Annotated in this window: 11 protein-coding genes; all 11 read left to right on the top strand. The window is 68.8% G+C overall.

Annotation, left to right across the window (positions count from 1 at the left end; all coding sequences use genetic code 11):
- The first annotated feature begins 230 nt into the window (after positions 1 to 230).
- Positions 231 to 1,682, top strand: a complete 1,452-nt coding sequence (locus AB0313_RS02150) for an RDD family protein (RefSeq protein ID WP_366303749.1) — start codon at positions 231 to 233, stop codon at positions 1,680 to 1,682.
- Entirely contained in the window at positions 1,679 to 2,614 is a 936-nt protein-coding gene (locus AB0313_RS02145) for a protein phosphatase 2C domain-containing protein (RefSeq protein ID WP_307303445.1), read from the top strand. Before AB0313_RS02150 ends, AB0313_RS02145 begins: the two co-directional genes overlap by 4 nt.
- Complete coding sequence (locus AB0313_RS02140) at positions 2,601 to 4,598, top strand: FHA domain-containing protein (RefSeq protein WP_366303296.1); 1,998 nt, start codon at positions 2,601 to 2,603, stop codon at positions 4,596 to 4,598. The genes AB0313_RS02145 and AB0313_RS02140 overlap by 14 nt, the downstream gene beginning before the upstream one ends.
- Positions 4,595 to 6,379, top strand: coding sequence for a protein kinase (locus tag AB0313_RS02135; protein WP_366303294.1), 1,785 nt, complete (start codon positions 4,595 to 4,597; stop codon positions 6,377 to 6,379). Before AB0313_RS02140 ends, AB0313_RS02135 begins: the two co-directional genes overlap by 4 nt.
- An 85-nt stretch (positions 6,380 to 6,464) precedes the next feature.
- Positions 6,465 to 7,169: a hypothetical protein gene (locus AB0313_RS02130; protein WP_141940668.1), complete on the top strand. Its 705-nt coding sequence runs from the start codon at positions 6,465 to 6,467 to the stop codon at positions 7,167 to 7,169.
- Positions 7,166 to 11,611 (top strand): FtsK/SpoIIIE domain-containing protein, encoded by a 4,446-nt coding sequence (locus AB0313_RS02125; RefSeq protein WP_366303292.1) that lies wholly within the window; start codon positions 7,166 to 7,168, stop codon positions 11,609 to 11,611. Before AB0313_RS02130 ends, AB0313_RS02125 begins: the two co-directional genes overlap by 4 nt.
- Before the next feature lie 122 nt (positions 11,612 to 11,733).
- Positions 11,734 to 12,342 carry a hypothetical protein gene (locus tag AB0313_RS02120; RefSeq protein ID WP_366303290.1) on the top strand — a complete coding sequence of 203 codons (609 nt, stop codon included), beginning with the start codon at positions 11,734 to 11,736 and terminating at the stop codon, positions 12,340 to 12,342.
- A 133-nt stretch (positions 12,343 to 12,475) separates the two neighbouring features.
- Positions 12,476 to 14,761, top strand: a complete 2,286-nt coding sequence (gene ligA, locus AB0313_RS02115) for an NAD-dependent DNA ligase LigA (protein WP_366303747.1) — start codon at positions 12,476 to 12,478, stop codon at positions 14,759 to 14,761.
- Positions 14,758 to 15,567, top strand: a complete 810-nt coding sequence (locus AB0313_RS02110; protein WP_141940672.1) for an inositol monophosphatase family protein — start codon at positions 14,758 to 14,760, stop codon at positions 15,565 to 15,567. Before ligA ends, AB0313_RS02110 begins: the two co-directional genes overlap by 4 nt.
- Before the next feature lie 131 nt (positions 15,568 to 15,698).
- Positions 15,699 to 16,202, top strand: coding sequence for a GNAT family N-acetyltransferase (locus AB0313_RS02105; RefSeq protein WP_366303288.1), 504 nt, complete (start codon positions 15,699 to 15,701; stop codon positions 16,200 to 16,202).
- Between the two features lie 47 nt (positions 16,203 to 16,249).
- Positions 16,250 to 16,630 (top strand): RidA family protein, encoded by a 381-nt coding sequence (locus AB0313_RS02100; RefSeq protein WP_141940674.1) that lies wholly within the window; start codon positions 16,250 to 16,252, stop codon positions 16,628 to 16,630.
- Positions 16,631 to 16,640: the final 10 nt, after the last annotated feature.

Below are 16,640 nucleotides of genomic sequence, written 5' to 3'. Positions count from 1 at the left end.
GCGATGCCCGGGAGGCGCGCCCCGCGCACACGCCCGGGATTCCCGGTACTATCCCGGTAGTAGAAAGGCCCCCGGCAGGTCAGCCGGCGGGCACAGCATTGAAGGGCGCCGCGCACGTGGGCGCCTACTACACGGACAGCCCATACACGGACAGCCCGCACGCGGGCTCCGGGCCGGGCAGCACCGGCGGTTTTGCCGCGGTGGAAGCCGCTCCAGGGGGAGGAACGGGAATGGCAGTAAACCTTCAGCTTGTTCCGGCTGCGGCGGGCAAGCGGCTTGGTGCTGCCGTCATTGACTGGCTGCCCGGGGTGGCGGTGCTGGTGGTGGCGTTCGCCATCGGCTTCGCCGGGATCACCCGGACCAGAAGCGGCGGCTTCATCATTTATGACACCTCTTCCCTGGTGCTGTTCGGCAGCATCGGCCTCGGACTGACCCTGGCCTACCTGTTCGTCGTGCTCGGCCTGGAGGCCCGCAGCGGCAAAACGCCCGGCAACCTGCTGATGGGCATCCGCAGCGCCGACCACGATGGCTATGCGCCCGGTGCCGGCGCCGTCTTCCTGCGTGGCCTCATCACCGGCGCCGGCGTCCTGCTGGCCCTGCTGGCCGCGGTTCTGGTGGTCGTCTTCAAGTGGTTCGATGCCGCTCTCTTCATCCTTGGGCCGCTGCTCCTCGTGGGTGCCGCCTGGGCAATACTGGTGGTGGTGTCCTGCCGATGGGACAGGAACGGCGGCCTGCGCGGCTGGAACGATGCAGCTGCAAGGACGCTGGTGTTCGACGTCAAGGCAGGCAGGGATCCCATCACCACCGGGGGAATCCAGGGGCCGTACAGCTTTGCGCCACTGGACCTTCCCCCCGTGCAGCAGGTGCTGTCCCCGGTGGCAGGAGCGAAGCAGGCCCAGGCTGCTTCGGCGCCTGCACCGCAGCACCGGGTCCAAGTTACGCAGAACCCGGTGATGCAGGGACCGTTGATGCAGGGCCCGTTGATGCAGGGCCCGGGGACGCCGGCCCCTGCAGCTCCGGCGGCGTTCGCACCGTTACCTGCCACGCCGGCCCCACAGTTTGGCGTATCTCCCGCGCCGGCATCCCCAAGCCGTGCAGGCCAGTTACCCGCGCCGTCGGCCATCATGCCGTCCCACACCATGCCCTACACGTCGCCGGCATCATTCGCGCCGCCCGCAACCGACGCCCCCGTACAGGCTGCCCCCGTTGCCCGTGGTGCCGCCCCGGGTTTCGCTCCTGCCGCAGCCGTTCCCACCGACCCGTCCCAGGGCCACCGCGTGGCCGCGCAGCAGGTTGACGACGACGTCGAACGCACCCAAGTGCGCCCCGGCGCCGGCGGACCGGCCCCGGTAGCCGTCCTCCGCATCCGGTTGGACGACGGCCGTGACTTCCAGCTGGACCGCAGCGTCCTGGTGGGCCGCGACCCCGTGGGCCAGGCGGGGGAACAACACGCCCAACTGCTGGCCGTGGATGATCCCGGCCGCTCCATTTCCAAGACGCACCTGCACCTGCTCACCGACGGCGCGGGCATCTGGGTGACGGACCGGCAGTCAACCAACGGAAGCGCCGTCACCACACCGGACGGCCTGCGCACCCCCTTGGTGCCGGGCGTCCCCACCTTTGTCAGCCCGGGATCCAGCGTCCACTTTGGAGACCGTACCTTTTACCTAGGACAGGCATGAACCAGCACCCCGCCAGTGTTTCCCCCACCATCCAGCCGGGCCCGGGCCTCAGCCTCACGTACGGCTACGGGACGGACAGGGGACTCCGCCGGGAACTGAACGAGGATTCGTACATCGCCGCCGACCCCGTGTTTGCCGTGGCAGACGGCATGGGCGGGCACGAGGCCGGCGAAATCGCCAGCGGCCTGTGCGTGCGTGCGCTCGCCGAAATGCCCCAAATCGCCTCTGGCGAACGGAGTATCACGGCCGGTGTCCTCCAGCAGTACCTTGTCCGTGCGGACAACTCCATCCGCGAAGCCACCGGAGCGCGGGCCGGCACCACCTTGACCGGCGCGGTCCTCGTGGAACAGATGGGCATGCCTTACTGGCTGGTGCTGAACATCGGCGACTCCCGCACCTACCGGCTCAGCCAGGGACGATTTGAGCAGATCAGCGTAGACCACTCCGAGGTCCAGGAACTCGTCGACGCGGGCGAGATCACCGCCCAGGAAGCCACCGTCCACCCGCGCCGGCACGTGGTCACCCGCGCCCTGGGCACAGGGGATGAGACGGAGGCGGACTACTGGCTCCTCCCGGTCGAGGAAGGCGACCGCATCCTGGTGTGCTCCGACGGGCTGACCGGCGAACTCAGCGATGACGAAATCCTCCGCATCCTCAGTACCGTGGCGGACCCGCAGGACGCGGTGGACACCCTGATCCAGGCTGCCCTGCGCAGCGGTGGCCGGGACAACGTCACCGCCATCGTGGTGGACGCACGGAACGTAGCGAACGACGACGGCGCGGGCACCACGGCGCCCCGGCAGACCTCTGATGACGGAGACGAAGTGACGCTGCCGCGTCCCCCGGCGTCAGAAGCGGTCACGGAGCCCCTGCCCGAACCGGTGGTGGCAAGCACGGACCATGAGGGGGAGCCGGACGATGACCGGCGCTAGCTACACCCCAGGCCACTGGCTGGGCATCGTCCGGTCCCGGACCGCAGTCCTGCTGGGTCCCGGGGCACCTGCTGAACTCGCGGGTGCACTATGGGAGCTCCTGGCCGGGCGTCCTGAGCCGCACGAGGTCCTGGCGGCCGTAACGAGCAGCTCCGGCGGATCCCTTACCCGCATCCCGTCGTTCGGCATCCTTGATTTCAACGGCTCCCTGCGGGTCTTCCTGCGCGGCGGGATCGACCTCGCCGTCGACCAGCCCGGGGGAGCTGTCGAGCTTGACGGCCGGGACGTGACCACCTGGAACGAACGCAGGTTCGTGGTGCCGGGGACCTGCCGCCTGGTGATCGCGGACAGCGCCCGAACAAGCGGGCAGGCCGCGGGACAGCGTGGAACGCCCCTGGCTGAACTGCCCTTGGGGGAGGGGGTTGTCCTGCTGCAGTCCCTGACCCTCGGGGCACCTTCAGGGCCCGCCGCCGTCAACCGTCCTGCTGCGGCGCCCACCGGGGTTGCAGAGGCTCCCGCCGCTGCCGATGGTCCCTTCGCGGTGAATGCCGCCGGTGAGGTGGACGGCATCGGCGGCGAGTACGTTTCCGGCCCGGCGCCGCAGGGTGTCCTTCGCGGCCAGGAAGCCTCCGCCGAGACAGTGGGGGGAACCCTGGACCAGGACCCAGCCGACGAGGACCCGGACAGTGGGGAACTTGGCGGAGGGGAGCCTGCCGGCATGGACCCCGACGATGAGCGCCTGGCGGGCGCAGACCTCCAACCGGCGTCCGCGGCGGCCCTCATGGACCCGGCGCCCCTCATCGACCCGGAGGCCACGATCGCCCCCGGCGCCATCATCGACGCGGACGGAGAGTTGGTGGCCAGGGCCGCCGGGATGGAACCGGCGGATGGCGTGGCCGCCGGGCACGGCACCGGCATGGGTGAGGCTGTTCCGTCGGTGGAGCTGACCAGTTCCTACGACCACTTGTGGGACCGCACAGTGATGCGGAACATCGAAGACGCGGCGGTACGCGAGGAACCGGACCCCGATTCCGGCCATGTCCCGGCCCGACAGCAGCCTGCCCTGCCTGCCACTGAACAGCGGGCCGCGATCGAAACGGCGCAGGACGCTGCCCCGGAAGAGCCTGCGACCGCAGCGGGGGGTTCAGTTTACGGAGGCACCGGCCCGTCCGCCGCAGCCGGCACCGCTTCCGCCGCGGATGCACCCGCCCGGCCCCTTCCGGCTGCCACGGGCCTCATTGATTCCGTGCCCTGGCGTACCGGAGGATCCACGCCGGCAGCGTCCGCTTCCGCACCGGCCCCGCCGCCGGCCCCCGGCACTCCACCGGCCCCGGCAGCCGACGCTCCGGCAGCCGACGCTCCGGTTCCGGCCGACGGCGGCCCCGCCCAGGAGGCACCTCCGGCCGAACCCGGGGCAAGCTTCGCCCCCGATCACGACGGCCAGACGGTCATGAAGAACAGCCTCCCGGGGGCTGGTTCCGGTGCATCAGCCACCCCGCCGGCCGGCCGTCCGGATGCCTCGGGCGCCCCGCTGGTGCTGGCACGCGTCTGTGCGCGGGGCCACGCCAACCCGCCCACCCATGCACAGTGCAGCGCCTGCGGTGCCGCACTGCTCCCGGATGCCGTACAAGTGGCACGCCCCCGGCTGGGGCGGATGCGGCTGTCCACGGGTGAATTGCTGGACCTCGACCAGTCGATGGTCATCGGCAGGCAGCCGTCCGTGTCCCGCGTGCAGGGCGGGGTGATGCCGCGCCTGGTGCAGGTGGCAAGCCCCGGTGGGGACATTTCGCGGTCACATGTGGAGGTGCGGCTTGAGGGCTGGCACGTGATGCTCTGCGACCTCAAAGCCACCAACGGCACAGTCCTGGTCCGCGAAGGGCAGCCCCCGCGCCGCCTGGCCCAGAACGAGATGGCCATCCTGCTCGACGGCGACATCGCGGAACTGGGCGACGACATCTCACTGCGTTTTGAGGAGATTCCTTGAGTTCCAAACGGCCCGTTGCCCCGCCGCCCCGGATCCCCGGGTTCACCTACATCAGCCTGCTGGGCTCCGGCGGCTTTTCCGACGTCTACCTCTACGAACAGGACAGGCCGCGCCGGAAAGTCGCCGTCAAGGTGCTGCTCTCGGACCTGAAGACTGAGGGCGCCCGGCGGCGGTTCGAGTCCGAGGCCAACCTCATGGCCCAGCTGTCCTCGCACCCGTACATCGTGACCATTTTCGAAGCGGAAGTAACGGACGACGGGCACTCCTACCTGGCGATGGAGTACTGCTCCCGGCCCAGCCTGGACGTGCGGTACCGTCGGCAGCGCTTCAGCGTGGACGAGGTGCTGGCCGTCGGCATCCAGGTGGCGTCCGCCGTCGAAACCGCCCACCGCGCCGGCATCGCCCACCGGGACATCAAGCCCGCCAACATCCTGGTGACCGACTACAACCGGCCCGCTCTTACGGACTTCGGCATCTCCGGCACCCTTGCCGGCGACAGCGATGACGACTCCGGCATGTCCATCCCCTGGTCCCCGCCGGAGCAGTTCCGGGACGGCGCGGTGGACGGGGTCATGGTGGATGTTTGGGCCCTGGGTGCCACCCTGTACACCCTGCTGGCGGGCCGATCGCCCTTTGTGATGCCGGGAGCGGACAACTCGCAGCGCGAACTGATCAACCGGATCAGCAACACGGCCCTGCCCCGGCTGGGCCGGGCGGACGTGCCTGAATCCCTGGAACTGGCCCTGGCAACCGCCATGGCCAAGGCGCCGCAGTCACGGTACTCGTCCGCCCACGCCTTCGCCCTTGCCCTGCAGCGCATCCAGGCAGAACTCAACCTCTCGGTGACACCCTTCGAGGTCCTGGAGGAGCCCCAGCAGGAGGAAAACCACCCGGACGACAGCACCGAGGAAACGCGCGTCCGCAGCATCGCTGCCATTGATCCGGAGCGGACCGGCAGCGCGCCCACTTTCCCCGCGAGAACCCGTCCCAACGCAACCTTTGCGGGGACCGACGCGACCGGACGCAGGGATGGCGCCCTCCCGCCGTCGTCCTTCACCCCTGCTGCCCCCAGCCAATGGCGGCCTGCCCCGGCGGTCCCGCACATCCCCGCCGGCCCCGCCGGTACTTCGGACGCACAGGGCACGGCCGACGGCGGCGGGCAGGGGGAGTGGGCCCAGTCCACAGTCCTGCGCGGCAGCGAAGGGGCCGTCAACTACGGCGCCCCGCTGGCAGGAGGCCCGGCCACGTTGGCAGGGGGACCTGAGCAGGACACCGGCTACACGGCCGACGCAACAGTCCAGCGCGCCGTGAAAGTGGACGAACCCCAGGCGGAGCCGGTAGCGGACCACAGCAAGCGCAACCTTTGGCTCGCCATTACCGGCGGCACCCTCCTGGCCCTGGCGGCCGTGGTGGGCATCGTGGTGGCCAACGCCGCCCCCGGCACACCCAAGCCGGTGCCCACCCAGCAGGTCAGCAAACCGCCCGCGGACGCATTGGACAACGGCACTGTCCCTGATGTGGAAGGCCTCAAGGGCACCATCGCAGGTGACGGGGAGGCGACTTTCACCTGGACCAACCCGCAGCCCAAGGACGGGGACACCTACAAGTGGAAGGTGTATACCATCGGGGGCGGTGACGGGGGATTCCAGGCCATCACGCAGCCGTCCGTACGGCTCCGGCCCAATCCCTCCGGGCAGACCTGCATCCAAGTGATGATCGTGCGCACCGACGGCGCCTTTTCACCCATGGAATCAGGCTCCATCGCATGCGTGGGCAAGTGATTTCCCCTGCAGGGGCACCAGTCAACAGCACAACACCAGCACTCCGGCCACACCGGAACAGTTCTGCCTTGAGGAGGCATGGATCATGGGGGATCTAGCGATAGATTTCTGCGGCGAATGGTATGAGCCATCGGACGAAGACATCTTCAATATCGGCCGCGAAGGCGACCTTGAAGTGGACGACAACCCATACCTGCACCGGCAGTTCCTGCAGGTGGCACGCTACGACGGCATCTGGTGGCTCAGCAACGTGGGGAGCATGCTCTCCGCCACCGTGGCCGACGCCTCCGGCGGCATGCAGGCCTGGCTGTCGCCCGGCGCCCGGATCCCGCTGGTGTTCAGCCACACCAATGTCATCTTCACTGCAGGGCCCACGACGTATGAGTTCGCCGTGCACGTGAAGACACCCTCTTTCCGGCAGGAAGCCCGGGAAGGGACCAGCAGCGGGGACACCACCATCGGTCCGGTGGTCTTCACGGATGCCCAGAAGGCACTGATCGTGGCGCTCGCCGAGCCGGTGCTCCGGCGCGAGGGCACGGGCTTCAGCACCATCCCGTCCTCCGCGGCCGCGGCCAAAACGCTGGGGTGGGCGCTGACCCGGTTCAACCGAAAGCTCGACAACGTCTGCGACAAGCTGGACCGCGTGGGAGTGGTGGGACTTCGCGGCGGCGGTGGCAAGCTCGCCACCAACCGGCGGGCGCGGCTGGTGGAGCATGCTGTCACGACCCACCTGGTGACACCCGATGACCTGTACCTGCTCGAGAAGATGAGGGGCGTGGACGAAGGATGAGGATCCGGCTGACACTCCGCCGCGAGCCCGCCGAGGCCAAGGACCTGGCCGTCACGGTGGACGGCATGGCCACAGTTGCCGATATCGCCACCGTCCTCTGGGCGGCGGACCCGGCCCGCAAGGGCACCCCTGCGCCGGACAACCTCTCCCTGCGCATCGACGAAGCCTTCGTGGGCGCCGGGATCAGCGGCAACGTCCTGGCCCGGGAGGACAACCTCCTCGAATCAGGGCTGAGGCCGGGGTCGGTAGTATCGCTGGCCCAGGTGAGCGGGCAGTTCCACGAGGCCGGAGCCAGCCGGGGACCCGCCGCGGCAACCCTGCGGGTACTGTCCGGGCCCGACGTCGGACGCGAATTCCCGCTGCCCACCGGCACCAGCTATATCGGCCGGGACCGGAACGTGGACATCCGCCTGGCGGATCCGCTCACCTCCAAGCGGCACGCCCGCATCACGGTGGGCGAAAGCATCGAAATCGTTGACACCAACTCCGCCAACGGCCTCCTGATGGACGGCCTGCCCGTCACCCGCGCCACCCTCAACTCCTCCGACACGGTGACCCTGGGGGACACCACCATCACCGTGGTGCCGCTGGGACACAACCACGCGGCAGCGCCGACGTCGCCCCTGGTGGACTTCAACCGCTCCCCTCGCGTGGTGCCGCGCTTCGACGTACCCAAGCGGGTACTGCCTGCCGGGCCCAAGCGTCCGGAGGACCAGCCCTTCCCGTACATCATGCTGGTGGCACCGCTCATGATGGGCGCCGTGATCTTCGCGGTGACGCAGAACGTGCTCTCCATGGTGTTCATGCTGATGATGCCCCTGTTCATCGTGGGCCACTACATGGACACCCGGATGCGGACCCGGAAGCAGCAGAAGGAGCAGCTCAAGCAGTTCCGGGCCGCGATGGCCGCGTTCCGGCGGGACCTCACCGAACTGCAGCAGGTGGAACGGGCCGTCCGGCTCCAGGAAGCGCCGTCCGTCAGCGACACCGTGGATGCCATCTACAAGCTGGGGCCGCTGCTCTGGACGCACCGGCCGGAGCACTCCTCGTTCCTGGGCCTGCGCTTCGGGCTCGGCACCGCGCCGTCCCGCATTCCGCTGGAAGAACCCTCCAGCAACGACACCGAGGTCCAGTACGCCCGCGAAATCCAGGACTGCATCAAGCAGTTCAGCGAGATCGAGGGCGTTCCCGTGGTCTCCCAGCTGCGCACCTCGGGCGCCCTGGGCATCGCCGGCGCACGCGGCCTGGTGGACGACGTCGCCCGCGGTATGGTGCTGCAGCTGGTGGGCCTGCATTCTCCGGCCGAGGTGGTCCTGACTGCCATCACGTCCGCCCAGTCCCGGGCCCGCTGGAACTGGCTGCAGTGGCTTCCGCACGTGGGTTCGGGCTACAGCCCCCTGGGCGGGGACCACTTGGCCGCCGGTTCGGCCGGCGGTTCCTCCCTGCTGGCCCGCCTCGAAGACCTGGTCGATGCCCGCGAGGCAGCGGCCAAACGGACCGCGCCCGACCTGCGCCCCGGCATCGACCCCGTCAAGCATGAGCTTGAGGAACCGGTCCTGCCGTCCGTGCTGGTCATCGTGGAAGACGACGCCCCCGTGGACCGTGGCCGCCTCACCCGGCTGGCAGAACGGGGTCCGGACTCAGGTGTCCATGTGCTGTGGGTGGCCACGGACATCCAGGCGCTCCCCGCAGCCTGCCGCGACTTCATGATGGTGGACGGCGACCACGGCACCACTACCGGCCAGGTTCGGCTGGGCCGCCACACCTACCCCGTCAGCTGCGAAAGCGTGGACGCGGGACTGGCTGCGCAGCTGGCACGGATGCTGGCCCCCGTGGTTGATGTGGGCAAGCCCGTCAACGACGATTCCGACCTGCCGCGTGCCGTTTCCTACGCAACCTTGATCGGCAAGGATTTCCTGGACAACCCGGAGGCCGTGGCCGAGCGCTGGACGGAGAACAATTCGGTTCGTGCCAGCGCCGTGGCCAACCGCAAGGACAACGGCACGCTCCGGGCACTGGTGGGGTCCAAGGGCATTGAACCGCTCTACCTGGATCTGAAGAATGAAGGACCGCACGCGCTGGTGGGCGGAACCACCGGGGCCGGCAAGTCCGAGTTCCTGCAGTCCTGGGTCATGGGCATGGCCGCCGCCTACAGCCCGGACCGCGTCAGTTTCCTGTTCGTGGACTACAAAGGCGGCGCCGCGTTCGCCGACTGCATCAATCTTCCGCACACCGTGGGGCTGGTCACGGACCTGTCCCCGCACCTGGTGCGCCGGGCCCTGGCATCCCTCCGGGCCGAGCTGCACTACCGGGAACAGCTGCTGAACCGCAAGAAGGCCAAGGACCTGCTGGCCCTGCAGCGGGAGGCGGACCCCGACGCACCGCCGTACCTGATCATCATCGTGGACGAGTTCGCCGCGCTGGCCAACGACGTCCCCGAGTTCGTGGACGGGGTGGTGGACGTGGCCGCCCGCGGCCGGTCCCTGGGCCTGCACCTCATCCTGGCCACCCAACGGCCGGCAGGCGTCATCAAGGACAACCTCCGGGCCAACACCAACTTGCGCGTGGCGCTCCGCATGGCCGACGAGGACGACGCCACGGACATCCTGGGCGTGCCCGACGCCGCCTACTTCGACCCCGCCATACCAGGCCGCGGCGCCGCCAAGACCGGCCCAGGCCGCATCCAGGGGTTCCAGACCGGCTACGCCGGCGGATGGACCACCGACAAACCGCAGCGTCCCCAGATCGACATCGTGGAGATGGCCTTCGGCTCCGGTCCCAGCTGGGAAGCTCCGGCCCCGGACAAGCCTGTCGCGCAGGAGCCGGCCGGGCCCAACGACATTGCCCGGATGACCTCAACGATCGTGCACGCCGCGGAGCGCCTTGCCATCCAGCCGCCACGCAGGCCGTGGCTGGACGAACTGGCCAAGACCTACGACTTCTCGAAGCTGCCCAACCCGCGCACCGACGAACAGCTGCTGCTGGGCGTTGCCGACGATCCCGTCCACCAGGACCAGCCCACCGTGTTCTACGAGCCCGACCGGGACGGCAACATGGCCATCTATGGCACCGGCGGCTCGGGCAAGTCGGCGGCCCTGCGCGGTATCGCCATTGCCGCCGCGGTCACTCCCCGGGGCGGGCCCGTCCACGTGTATGGCATCGACTGCGGTTCCGCAGGGCTGCGGATGCTCGAGGAGCTTCCGCACGTGGGAGAGATCATCAACGGCGACGACGTGGAACGCGTGGGCAGGCTCCTGCGCCTCCTGCGGGACATTGCCGAGCGGCGGTCAGCGCAGTTCGCGGAGGTCCGCGCCTCCACCATCGTCGAGTACCGGAAGCTGGCCAACCGGCCGGACGAAAAACGGATCTTCGTCCTGGTGGACGGCATGTCCGCCTTCCGCGAGGCCTACGAGCACAGCAAGCTCTCCGGCCTCTGGGACATCTTCCTCCAGCTGGCCACCGACGGCCGGACCCTCGGCATCCACCTCGTGGTCACGGGCGACCGGCCCAACGCCGTCCCCGCCTCCCTGCTCGCCTCCATCCAGCGCAGGCTGGTGCTGCGGCTCTCCAACGAGGACGATTACATCTCCATGGACGTGCCCAGGGACGTCCTCACCGCCAATTCGCCCCCGGGCCGCGGGCTGCTGGACGGGCTCGAAGTGCAGCTGGCGGTCCTGGGCGGCAACTCCAACCTTGCCCTGCAGGCCCGCGAAGTCCACAAGCTCAGCGAAGCCATGATGCGGCAGGGGCTGGAGACCGCACCGGGCATCGAGCGGCTGCCGGAGCAGGTGGACCTGGACGTACTGCCCGCCGGCAGCCCGGACCTGCCGGTCATAGGCGTGGACGATGAGTCGCTCCAGGCCGCCGAGATCATGGCACGGGGCCCGCTGCTGCTTGCCGGGCCGCCGGGTGCAGGGCGCACCGTAGCCCTGGTTACCCTGGCATACGCCCTGCGCCGGTCCAACCCCGCCACCGAGCTGATCTACGTGGGATCCCGCCGGTCCGCCGTCGCGTCACTTCCCATCTGGAACCGCGCCGTGGTGGGGCCGGATGACCTCGCCGAGGTGGTGGAGGACCTGGTGGAGCATTCCACCGGAAACCCGGGAACCGTGGCCATCTTCATTGAAGGCCTCACCGAGTTCACCGACACCATCGCCGAATCAGGCATGGCCCAGCTGGTGACGGCGTCGCTCAAAGCGGACCAGTGGGTGGTGGGCGAGTCTGAATCCTCCACCTGGTCCAGTGCCTGGCAGCTTGCCCAGCCGTTCAAATCCGGCCGGCGCGGGCTGCTGCTCAACCCGGGGGATATTGAGGGCGACAGCCTGCTCAACACCTCCCTGGGCCGCGTCAGTCCCGAGTTCATTCCGGGCCGCGGCTACGTGGTGGGACGCGGTAAAGCCCGGAAAATCCAGGTGGCGCTGCCGCCCGAAAACCGGGACTGAACAGGTCCGATGACTGCGGGGGCGCCGCTGCTGCGGATTTGCGGCCCCGCAGGGAGCTGTAGAAGACTACCGGGGACACCAGAAAGCCGTGGTGGGGGGACTGCGCGCATCGAAAGGTAGCAATGACCCCGTCCGCACCGGCCCGCCACGCTGTTTCGACGACGGCATCAGCAGCTGTCCTGGCCCTGGCCTTTGGCTTCTTCCCGACTTCCCCCGCACGCGCCGCCACTGCCGAGCCCTCGGTGGCCCCGACCTCAACCTGCGGCATTCTCTGCCTGCCCGTCCTGGCTGGCAGCCCGGACACTGCCCAACCCGGGCGGCCGCGGAAGACCAGGGACCCCGCGCCGCCAACCTCCCAGCCGGCACCTACGGCCGGGGTACCGGTCCAGCCGGCCCCGCCCCAGCCTCCGCAGGGAGACGCCGGGCCCCAGGATGCTGCACCACCCGATCCGGCGCTGCCCGCCACGCCGGCAGGTGACGTGGCCCCTGCCACCGCCTCAGCCGCCGTGGGGTACCGGCCGCCCACCGGACCGTCCAGTGGCCAGGACTGGAACAGTCCCGTCACGCGGTCCGCCGCGGCCGCTCCGATGGCTGCCGCCGTTCCCGCGCGCGGCCAGGGTTCCGACGGGCCGGAGTTCCTCCCCATCGCCTTGGGAACGCTGCTGGTGGCTCTTTCAGCCGGCTCCTTCGCCTGGTTCACCCGCTACCGGAACCGGCTCCGGTCGCACTGAGCTGCGCGCACCTTCCGCCCCACCCGGCCACATCAGTGTCGGGGCTGTAGGGCAAGATAGGTCTGTGAGCACAGGACCAGGACACGCAGAACAGACCGCCGGCCGGAGCACGGCGCCGCACGAGCCCGAAGCGATCCCCACCGAAGCCATCCGCGAGGAATACGAGAACCTTGCGGACCTGGTGCGGAAGTACCGGTTCGCGTACTACCAGGAGGACGCGCCGCTGGTGTCGGACGCCGAGTTCGACACGCTCTTCCGCCGCCTGGAGGAGATCGAGGCGCTGCACCCCGAACTGGTGGCCAACGATTCCCCAACCCAGGAAGTGGGCGGCGAGGTATCGGCCGCGTTCGCGCCGGTAGAGCACCTGCAGCGGATGTACAGCCTGGAGGACGTCTTCTCGCTCGACGAGCTTGAGGCCTGGCTCAACCGGGCCGAGGCCAGCATCGAAAAGATCGGTGACGGCGGCGTCAAAGCCGCATGGCTGACCGAACTCAAGATCGACGGCCTGGCGGTCAACCTCCTGTACCGCGACGGCAAACTGGTGCGTGCCGCCACCCGCGGCGACGGAACCACGGGCGAGGACATCACCCACAACCTGCTCACCATCAAGGAAATCCCGCAGGAACTGCGCGGCAACGGCTTCCCGGCCGAGATGGAGGTACGCGGCGAGGTCTTCATCCCCTCCAAGGCATTCGCTGAGTTCAATGAAGCACTCATCGAAGCCGGCAAGGCGCCGCTGGCCAATCCCCGGAACGCCGCAGCAGGGTCGCTGCGCCAGAAGGACCCTGCCGAAACGGCCAAGCGGCCGCTGAAAATGTTCGTCCACGGCATCGGCGCCCGGGAGGGACTTGCGGCCGGGAGCCAGTCCGAAACGTACGGGCTGCTCAAGGAATGGGGCCTGCCGGTCAGCCCTTACTTCGAGGTGCTGGAAACCCGCGACGACGTCCTGGCTTTCATCGAACGGTACGGCGACCAGCGCCACAAGCTGCTCCATGAGATCGACGGCATCGTGATCAAGGTGGACGATTTCGGTACCCAGCGTGCCCTGGGCAACACCACGCGTGTTCCCCGCTGGGCCGTGGCCTACAAGTACCCGCCGGAGGAAGTCCACACCAAGCTGCTGGACATCCAGGTCAACGTGGGCCGCACCGGCCGCGTCACCCCCTACGGAGTCATGGAGCCGGTCAAGGTGGCCGGTTCAACAGTGGAGATGGCCACACTCCACAACCAGGACGTCGTCAAGGCCAAGGGCGTCAAGATCGGCGACATCGTGATCCTGCGGAAGGCCGGGGACGTCATCCCGGAAATAGTGGGACCGGTCCTGAACCTCCGCGACCAGCAGGACCCGCCGGTGCGCGACTTTGTGATGCCCACCGAATGCCCCTCCTGCGGGACGCCCCTGGCCCCTGCCAAGGAGGGGGACGTGGATGTCCGCTGCCCTAACGCCAGGTCCTGCCCATCGCAGCTGCGCGAGCGCGTGTTCCATGTAGCGGGCAGGGGCGCCTTCGACATTGAGGCCCTGGGCTGGGAGGCGGCCATCGCCCTGACCCAGCCCGCCGAGCCTGAGGTGCCGCCGCTGACCTCCGAAGCCCGGCTGTTCGACCTCACTCCCGGGGATTTGGCCGATGTCCGGATCCGGCGCGAGAAAAAGTCAAAGGGCGTTCCCACAGGCGAGTACGAGCTGGTGCCGTACTTCTTCAGCAAGGGCACCGCCAAGTCGCCGTCGAAGCCCACCGCCACCACCCAGAAGCTTTTCAAGGAACTGGAAAAGGCCAAGACCCAGCCCCTGTGGCGCGTCCTGGTTGCCCTGTCCATCCGGCACGTCGGTCCGCGCGCGTCGCGTGCCCTGGCACAGGCGTTCGGCTCCATGGACCGCATCCGCTCGGCCTCCGAGGAGGAACTGGCCCATGTGGACGGGGTAGGTCCCACCATCGCCGCCGCACTGAAGGAATGGTTCGCGGAGGACTGGCACCTGGAGATCATCGACCGCTGGGCCGCCGCCGGTGTTCGCATGGAGGACGAACAGGACGAGTCCATGCCGCGCACCCTGGAAGGCCTTACCGTGGTGGTCACGGGCTCCCTGCCCAACTTCAGCCGGGACGAGGCAAAGGAAGCCATCCTGCTCCGGGGCGGCAAGGCGGCGGGTTCCGTTTCGAAGAACACCAGCTACGTGGTGGCCGGCGAAAGCGCCGGCAGCAAGCTGGACAAGGCAGAACAGCTCGGGATCCGGGTCCTGGACGAGGAGGGGTTCAGGCAACTGCTCGACGGCGGCCCGGCTGCCTTGGGTGATGCCCCGGCAGCCGGCGAAGAACCTGGTGACGGTGCAGAACCTGGTGGCGACGCAGCGGAAACCTGGCGCGACGATGCCGACAGCACCCAGAAAGCGGCTGTACCTGTCGCAGTGGAGGAGAACGTATGACGTCCGCAGCTGAACTCCTGGCGGTGGCCAAACAGGCGGCCGCGGCAGGCGCCAACGTCCTCTCCGGCCGGGACGGCAACGCCCTGGACGCGAGCAACAAGGGGGCCGCCGGGGACTGGGTCACGGCCTTCGACCTGGCCGCGGAAGACGCCGTGCGCCGCGTCATCACCACTGCCCGCCCGGACGACAGCATCACCGGCGAGGAACAGGGAACCACCCGGGCCGCCGACCCCACCGGTTACCGCTGGTCCATCGACCCCCTGGACGGCACCACCAACTTCATCCGCAACATCGTCTACTACGCCACCTCCGTGGCTGTTGCCGATGCCGACGGCGTCTGGCTGGCCGGCGTCGTCAACGCCCCTGCCCTGGGGCGGGTGTACTACGCTGCCCGCGGCCAGGGTGCGTGGCTGGAGGAACGCGGCACTGTCACCAGGCTCGACGGCCCGGTACCGGGCCGCGCCGGGCAGATCCTGGCCACCGGGTTCAGCTACGAACCCGGCGTCCGCAGCGAGCAGGCTGCCGCTTTCGCCACCCTCATGGACGGCTTCGCCGACGTCCGCCGCCTGGGTTCCGCAGCCCTCGACCTGTGCATGGTGGCGGATGGAACGCACGATGCCTATGGCGAGCGGGGACTCAACGAACACGACTTCTCGGCCGGGGCGCTGATCGCCGAGGAAGCCGGCTGCTGGGTGCGCAGGCCCCGCCTGACCAGCCCGCTCGACGGCGGCCCCACCGACGACGAGCGCCTTGACGCGTGGACGTGCGCTGCCAGCCTGGAGTTGTCCGGGAAGTTTCCGCTCTAACCGGTGAGGTACTGCGGGCGCAGGCGCCGGAAGGAGGCGGCTGCCCCGGTTGCTGCGCACCATCTGATAGTTCGATCACGGAAAACGCTTTTCCGCGCAGCCCACGGACCGGCTGCCACTACCATTGACGGGTGCAGCCGCAGCTAACCATCCGTCCCGCCGTCGAAGCCGACTTCCCCGCCATTGCCCGCATCACCGGGGACTCTTACCTGTCCGCAGGCTACTTCGACGACGCCTCGCACCCGTACATTGTCAAGATCATGGACGTTGCGGCGCGGGCCGAACAGGCAACCATCTGGGTGGCCGAACGGGAAGGAACCATCGTCGGCTCGGTCACCTTGGCACTGGCGGGGGAACCGTACGCGGACATCGCCCTGCCTGACGAACTGGAATTCCGCATGCTGGTGGTGGACCCTGCCGTGCAGCGCAGCGGCGCCGGCAAAGCCATGGTGGACGCCATCGTCAGCCATGCCAGGACGCTTCCCGGCATCCGTGCAGTGGCCCTCACCACGGGCCAGGCCTGGGAAAGCGCGCACGGGCTCTACCTTAAGACCGGCTTCCACAGGGCCCCTGAACGGGACTGGCTGGTCCCCGGAACCGACACAAAACTGCTGGTTTACCGGCGCGACCTGTAGCCGCCCTACAGTGGTGGCGACCCATTCCAGCTTTGAAAGGCCCACCCATGCGCAATACCTTCGGCAGCGGATCCGTCTGGGAACAGACCCTCGGCTATTCCCGCGCCGTCCAGGTGGACAACACCCTCTACATCTCCGCTACCGCGGCCAGCGGTGACGACGGAATCGTGGGGGATGACTTCTACACCCAGACCCAGTACATCCTGCAGAAACTCGGCAAAGTCCTGGCTGACGCCGGCTTCGGCTACGAGGACGTGGTGCAGTCCAAGCTGTACCTGACGGACATCAGCAAATGGGAAGAGGCCGGCCGCGCCCACGGCGAGGTGTTCGGAGAGATCCGCCCCACTCTCTCCCTGGTCCACGTGCTCCCGTTCCTGGACCCGAAGATGCTCGTCGAGATCGAACTGGTGGCCCAGAAGAGCGCATAACGCGGAAGTT

It is taken from the genome of Pseudarthrobacter sp. NPDC080039 (assembly GCF_040702335.1).
GTDB lineage: Bacteria > Actinomycetota > Actinomycetes > Actinomycetales > Micrococcaceae > Arthrobacter > Arthrobacter enclensis_A.
Note: the sequence above shows the minus strand (reverse complement) of the source record. Positions and strands in the feature narration are given on the sequence as shown.

Bases quoted from the DNA above. Each gene is read 5' to 3' on its own strand.
- AB0313_RS02150 (WP_366303749.1), top strand. From the start codon at position 231: ATGGCAGTAAACCTTCAGCTTGTTCCGGCTGCGGCGGGCAAGCGGCTT.
- AB0313_RS02140 (WP_366303296.1), top strand. From the start codon at position 2,601: ATGACCGGCGCTAGCTACACCCCAGGCCACTGGCTGGGCATCGTCCGG.
- AB0313_RS02110 (WP_141940672.1), top strand. From the start codon at position 14,758: ATGACGTCCGCAGCTGAACTCCTGGCGGTGGCCAAACAGGCGGCCGCG.
- AB0313_RS02100 (WP_141940674.1), top strand. From the start codon at position 16,250: ATGCGCAATACCTTCGGCAGCGGATCCGTCTGGGAACAGACCCTCGGC.
- AB0313_RS02145 (WP_307303445.1), top strand. From the start codon at position 1,679: ATGAACCAGCACCCCGCCAGTGTTTCCCCCACCATCCAGCCGGGCCCG.
- AB0313_RS02130 (WP_141940668.1), top strand. From the start codon at position 6,465: ATGGGGGATCTAGCGATAGATTTCTGCGGCGAATGGTATGAGCCATCG.
- AB0313_RS02120 (WP_366303290.1), top strand. From the start codon at position 11,734: ATGACCCCGTCCGCACCGGCCCGCCACGCTGTTTCGACGACGGCATCA.
- AB0313_RS02125 (WP_366303292.1), top strand. From the start codon at position 7,166: ATGAGGATCCGGCTGACACTCCGCCGCGAGCCCGCCGAGGCCAAGGAC.